Genomic DNA, 6,461 nt, shown 5'->3' on the forward strand with positions numbered 1-6,461 from the left:
CCCGCCGAAGTGGTGGAGGGGGCCTTCAAGAAAGAGGAGACGGTCGAGGAGGCGGCCGCTTCCGGGGAGCCGGTCCCGGCTCCTCGGGTCGATACCGGCCCCGTGGTCGCCGGCTTCGGTCCCGGTGTGGAGTCGGTTGTGAGCGTACCGCCGAGGCCGACGGCCGGTCCCGGCTCCGAGGCCGCCGCCACGGAGGCCGAGGGCGTTCCGGCCGAGAAGGCCGTCTCGGCCAGGGAGGCCGTCCCGGTCAGGGAGGCCGTCTCTGCCAAGGAGGCCGCTCCTGTGGCCGCTGCCGAATCTCCGCCGCCGGCCCCCAGTGCCGGCTTCGGTCCCGCCGAAGTGGTGGAGGGGGCCTTCAAGAAAGAGGAGACGGTCGAGGAGGCGGCCGCTTCCGGGGAGCCGGTCCCGGCTCCTCGGGTCGATACCGGCCCCGTGGTCGCCGGCTTCGGTCCCGGTGTGGAGTCGGTTGTGAGCATACCGCCGAGGCCGACGGCCGGTCCCGGCTCCGCGGCCGCCGCCACGGAGGCCGAGGCCGTTCCGGCCAAGAAGGCCGTCCCGGTCAGGGAGGCCGTCTCGGCCAAGGAGGCCGCGCCTGCGGCCGCTGCCGCGCCTGCGCCCAAACCGGCCGCACCGCCGGCGGCTTCGAAGGCCGCGTCCTTCGAGGACAAGACCATGGCCGTCAAGGACGTGCGTTTCGAGAGGCTTCGGGACACGGCGAGGGTGGTCGTTGAAGGGTCGCGCAGACCCCGTTACAGGGTCACCGAGAGCCTCGGCGGCCGAAAGATAACCGTCGATTTCGACGGCGCCGTCATACCCAAGGCCCTGGAAAGGACGCTGGACGCCACGAAGCTCGGCACGCCGGTGCTCAAGATAAGCTCCTACCAGGCCATGACCGAGCCCGAAAAGCGGGTCCGCCTCCTCATATTCGTAAGGCAGAAGGTCCCCTACGACATACTGGAGGACCGCGGAAACCTCTACATCGATTTTCCGCTCGCCGGACCTCCCGTTGAAGAGGCGGCGGCCGGGGTGAAGACCCCTGTCGGAGAGGGCGCGCCTTCCGCCGAGGCCGCCGAGGCCGCCGAGGCCGGGGGGGCCGGGGGGGACGCCGAAGGCGCCGAGCGCAGGTACACGGGCCGCAGGATCGACATCGACATGGTGGACGCCAACATCTCGGACGTGCTCAAGCTCCTCGCCGAGGTGAGCAACCTCAATATCATAACGGGCGACGACGTGGTGGGCACCATAACGCTCCGGCTCAAGAACGTCCCCTGGGACCAGGCCTTCGACATCATACTGCGCACAAAGAACCTCGACAAGGTCCAGGAGGGCAACATCATATGGGTCGCTCCGGCCGACAAGATAAAGCAGGAGAAGGCCGCGGCCCTCGAGGCGAAGCAGGCCGAGGAGAAACTCGAGGAGCTCAAGATCCACCTCATACCGGTGAACTACGCCACGGCCTCGGACCTCCTCTCCCAGGTCCGGGAGGTGATGAGCGAGCGCGGCACGGTCACGAGCGAGGACCGCACCAATACGCTCATCATCAAGGACATACAGAAGAGCATAGACGCGGCCAGGGAGCTTGTGGCAAGGCTCGACACCCCCATACCGCAGGTCCTCATTGAGGCGAGGATAGTGGAGGCGTCGACGAGCTTCGCCCGCGACCTCGGCGTCCAGTGGGGCATCGACTACAAGAACCTGACCGACTCGGTGCTGACCCACTCCTTCGGCACCACGGCCACCACGGGACTCACAACACAGAACTACGCGGTGAGCCTCCCGGCCACCGGTACGGCCGGCTCGCTCGGGGGCATAGGGCTCACCATAGGAAAGCTCGCCAAGAATCCCCTGCTCCTGGACCTGAGCCTCTCGGCCGGCGAACAGTCGGGACTTCTCAAGACCATATCGCGTCCCCGCATAACGACTCTCGACAACCGCGAGGCCGTCATAGAGCAGGGCGAGGAGATACCCTTCGAGACGACGTCGGCCACGGGCACGGCCACGACCTTCAAGAAGGCGAACCTGAGCCTTACGGTGACGCCCCATATAACCCCCGACGGCAGCGTGCTCATGAAGATAAAGGCCACCCGCAACTCGCTGGGCACCTTCAGGACCCAGTCGGGCGAGCCGAGCATAAACACGAAGGAGGCCTCCACCGAGGTGCTCGTGCGCGACGGCGAGACTACGGTCATCGGCGGCATAATCATCTCCGACTCTTCGAGGACGACCAAGGGGATACCTTTCATGAAGGATATCCCGCTGCTTGGCTGGCTCTTCAAGAGCAAGTCCGTGTCGGACTCCCAGTCGGAGCTGCTCATATTCATCACGCCCAAGATAGTCAAGTCCCATGGCTCGTAGTCGCCGTATGTCCAGGGGCCCCGCAGGAGGAGAGAGATGATGCGTTCTCTGCCCTTTTTGACAAGATGTCTTTGCATGACCGTTCTTGCCGCGCTGGTGGTCTCCTGTGGAGACCAGACCGGCGGAGGCGGCGGAGGCGGCTCCGGTTCGAGCGGCATCATATTCTCGGTGGACAAGGTCGTTCCCCGCGACCTCGTCTCGCTCGCCGACTCGTGGAGCGTGGACATGGTGTGGAACACCGACTGCAACGGCGACGGAACGGCCGACGACCCCGAGCTCTTCGGCGCCCACGGGGCCGACATAACGCTCACGGCCAAGCACATGGACGGGGTGACCGTCCCTCCGGCGGCGAGATTCCTGACCATAACCCACTACACCGTGGAGTACAGCATCGTCACCGGCTACACCGGTCCGAGCTTTCCGACGAGGACCTACTACGAGTCGCTCATGATAGAGCTTCAGACGGGGCTTCGGGGAAACGCCACCATGTCGGTCAAGCTCATGCCCGAGGACCTCAAGCGCACCTACGTGCCGGCGCTCGGCGGCAGCCAGACCTGGACCTACGGCTACCCGGAGTACAACGTGGTCTACACCTTCTATGCCCAGGACGAGTACGGCAACGACCTCATGACCAAGGCCTTCGCCGTGGTGACGCTCGGCAACTTCAACGCCTGCTCGGGCCAGGGCGGCACTGGCACTTAAGGCCGACGCCGCCGCGCGCCTGCGGCGCGGCCGGCAACGACTGGGATACAAGCGGGGTGCTTTATGTCTTGTAAGAGAATCTTTGCGGCCGTGCTCGCCTCGGCGCTGCTCTACGGCTGCGGCACGGGCGACAGCCCGAAGACATACGGGCCGTCTGCCACTGCCGGCACGACGACGGCCACATCGGCCACCACACTCTCCGTCTCTCTGACGGCCACGCCGTCGACGCTGACCTTCCTGGCCACCTCGAGCGTGCAGGCCACGGTCAGGAAGAGCGACGGCTCCAACGCGCCCGACGGCACCATAGTGCTCTTCAGGCTCAGCAGCTCCACGGCCGGCTCCATCACCTCCCAGGCCACCACCTTCAACGGCACGGCCACCGCCACCTTCACGGCCGGAAGCACGGCCGGCACCGTGACCGTCACGGCCGAGGCGAGCGGGGCCACGGCCACCGTCGACATAACCATCGAGGCCCCGTCGGCCGGCTCCATAACCTTCGTCTCGGCGACCCCGCAGGTCATAGGGCTCAAGGGCAGCGGACAGACCGAGACATCGACCCTCACCTTCCAGGTCAACGACACGAGCGGCAACGCCGTATCCGACGGCACGACCGTGAGTTTCGTCATGAGCGGGCCGAGCGGAGGCCGTCTGCCGTCGGACGGAGGGGAGTACATAGGCAGTCTCGATTCCTCCCCCACCACAGCCTCGGCCTCCACCGTGAGCGGCAAGGCCACGGTCACGCTCAAGAGCGGCACCGTGGCGGGCCCCGTCACCGTGACGGCCTCGGTCACCGTCGACGGGCAGACCCTCTCGGCCTCGTCCAACGTCATAAGCATAGGAGGCGGCATACCGTCGGCCACCCACTTCTCGCTTGCCGCCAGCACGCTCAACATCCCGGGCGTCGTCGACGGCGGGGCCGACTACATCAACAAGGAGACGACCATAAGCGCCTTCGTGGCCGACCGCTTCGGCAACTACAACGTCCTGCAGGGCACGTCCGTCTCGTTCTACACCGAGGCCGGCGCCATCGACCGCAGCAGCACGACCGACGCCTCGGGCTCCACGTCGGTGAAGCTGCGTTCCCAGCTCCCCTACCCGGCGGACGTGGCCATCGACTCCACCGAGACGGCCATGATAAACAGCGTCAACTCCACCTTCGGCCTCTCCATACCGACCGACGGCTCCGTGCACCCGCGCGACGGCTGGGTCACGGTGCTGGCCACCGTCCAGGGCGAGGAGGCCTTCCTCGACGAGAACGGCAACGGCCTCTTCGACCGCTCCTACTCCACCACGGCCTGTCCCCAGGACATGACCTGCGAGTGCGACGGCGGCACCACCGACGGCTACTCCACCTACGTAACCGGCGGCTCCACCTGCACAACCGGCAAGAGGTCCGAGGGCTTCACCGACCTGAGCGAGCCCTTCATAGACAAGGACGACGACGGCTCGCGCGACGACGGCCAGACCTCGGGCAACCCCTTCGAGGAGTACATAGACGCCAACGGCAACGGCCAGTTCGACGGTCCCAGCGGTGTGTGGGACGGCCCCGGCTGCAAGAGCAACTGCCAGACGAGCAAGATGATCTGGCAGAGCCAGACCGTGGCCTTCACCACCAACTCGTCGTACTGCGCCGTCTCGCCGACCTCGTTCACCATCGCCGACGGCAAGTCGGAGACCTTCAAGTTCCTGCTCGGCGACTACAACCTCAACTCTCTCGTGGGCGGCACGAAGATAACCCTGTCGGCCACGGTCGGGAATCTCTCGCCCACTTCCTATACCCTTCCCGACAGCGTGCCCGACGGCCCACTCATCCTGACATTCACGCTCTCCGACCCCACTTCGGGAGACACGGATGCGGCGGCGAGCTCGACGATCGAGGTGACGGTCACATCGAGCGACGTGGTGACCTGTTCGTCGGTGTCGGTAAGCGGTACGGTGGACTGAGCCGGTCTGCTCTTCTCTTGCCTTCATGGTCGTAAAAGTATAAACTGTGATTAATTACCCTGGGGGAAACGTGGGCCTATGGCCCTTCTACAGAAAGTTTCCCCCGGTGTAATAGATCGATCCATCGGAGTGTGCAGTGCTCAGGTATCTGACAGCCGGAGAGTCGCACGGGAAGGGTCTTACAGCCGTCGTCGAGGGCATGCCCTCGGGGCTTTCCCTGAGCGAGGAGTCCGTGAACGCGGACCTTGCGCGCCGCCAGGTCGGCTACGGCCGGGGCGGGCGCATGGCCATAGAGAAGGACAGGGTGGAGATAACGGCCGGCGTGCGTCACGGTGTCACCCTGGGCTCGCCCATAGCCATGACGGTGAGAAACCGCGACTGGGAGAACTGGCGGGTCGCCATGGCCGTGGGCGGCGTCGGGGACGCCGACGAAGAGCAGCTTCGCCGCGTGACCCGTCCGAGACCGGGGCACGCCGACCTCGCCGGGGCCATGAAGTACGCCACCGCAGACGTGCGCAACATACTGGAGCGCTCCAGCGCCCGCGAGACGGCGGCGAGGGTGGCCGTGGGAGCCGCGGCCAAGGCCCTTGTGCGCCGCTTCGGCATGGACGTGGTGAGCTGGGTCGTGGAGATAGGGGGGGTGCGCTGGGAGGCGCGGAGGGCGAGGAGTCCCCACGCACTCTACAGGGCCGCCGAAAGAAGCGACGTGCGCTGCCCGGACAGGGCGGTGTCGGCGCTCATGCGCCGCCGCATAGACGAGGCCAGGGAGGCGGGCGACAGCCTCGGCGGCGCCTTCGAGGTGGTCGTAACGGGCGTGCCGCCGGGGCTCGGAAGCCACGTCCACTGGGACCGCAGGCTCGACGGAAGGCTCGCCCAGGCCCTCATGAGCGTGCAGGCCACGAAGGCCGTGGAGGTGGGCATGGGCTTTGCCGTGAGCTCCACGCCGGGCTCGAAGGTCCACGACGAGATATTCTTCTCGGCCCGCAGGGCCGGGCGCGGCGACGGCTACTGGCCCGTGGGCCGCGGCTACTACCGCAGGACCAACAACGCCGGCGGCATCGAGGGCGGCATGACAAACGGCGAGCCCATCGTGCTGAGGGCCGCCATGAAGCCCATACCCACGCTCTACAGGCCGCTTCGCTCCGTCGATATGGCGACGAAGCGCCCCTTCAAGGCGAGCATCGAGCGAAGCGACACCTGCGCCGTCGCCGCGGCGGCCGTGGTGGCCGAGGCGGCCGCCGCCTTCACCGTGGCCTGCGCCTTCCTCGAGAAGTTCGGCGGCGACTCGGTCGAGGAGATCGACTATAACTACAGAGGCTACCTCGACCGCATCGTAAGGGACTTCTCTTGAGGCGGGCGCGGGGAGTGCTTTATGTGCGCCGGGCGGCCCCCACGGGAGGACCGGGCCGCGCCAGGCGGGACTTTTACGCCTTTGCGGCCCGGTCCTCCCGTGGGGGCCG

Annotated in this window: 4 protein-coding genes; all 4 read left to right on the top strand. The window is 66.7% G+C overall.

Going from position 1 to position 6,461, the window contains the following annotated elements; translation table 11 throughout:
- Positions 1 to 2,355: type IV pilus secretin PilQ (gene pilQ, locus ENJ37_08755; GenBank protein ID HHL40583.1), on the top strand; the 2,355-nt coding region annotated here is incomplete at its 5' end.
- Positions 2,356 to 2,430: 75 nt separating this feature from the next.
- A complete protein-coding gene (locus ENJ37_08760; protein HHL40584.1) occupies positions 2,431 to 3,057 on the top strand; it encodes a hypothetical protein in 627 nt (208 codons plus the stop codon).
- A gap of 63 nt (positions 3,058 to 3,120) precedes the next feature.
- On the top strand, positions 3,121 to 5,001 hold the full coding sequence (locus ENJ37_08765) for a hypothetical protein (GenBank protein ID HHL40585.1): 1,881 nt from the start codon (positions 3,121 to 3,123) through the stop codon (positions 4,999 to 5,001).
- Positions 5,002 to 5,137: 136 nt separating this feature from the next.
- Positions 5,138 to 6,352: a chorismate synthase gene (locus tag ENJ37_08770; GenBank protein HHL40586.1), complete on the top strand. Its 1,215-nt coding sequence runs from the start codon at positions 5,138 to 5,140 to the stop codon at positions 6,350 to 6,352.
- The last annotated feature ends 109 nt before the right edge of the window (positions 6,353 to 6,461 follow it).

This window comes from Deltaproteobacteria bacterium (genome assembly GCA_011375175.1).
In the GTDB taxonomy this organism is placed as follows: domain Bacteria; phylum Desulfobacterota; class GWC2-55-46; order GWC2-55-46; family DRME01; genus DRME01.

Coding starts and splice junctions, on each gene's coding strand:
- ENJ37_08760 (HHL40584.1), top strand. CDS start 2,431: ATGACCGTTCTTGCCGCGCTGGTGGTCTCCTGTGGAGACCAGACCGGC.
- ENJ37_08765 (HHL40585.1), top strand. CDS start 3,121: ATGTCTTGTAAGAGAATCTTTGCGGCCGTGCTCGCCTCGGCGCTGCTC.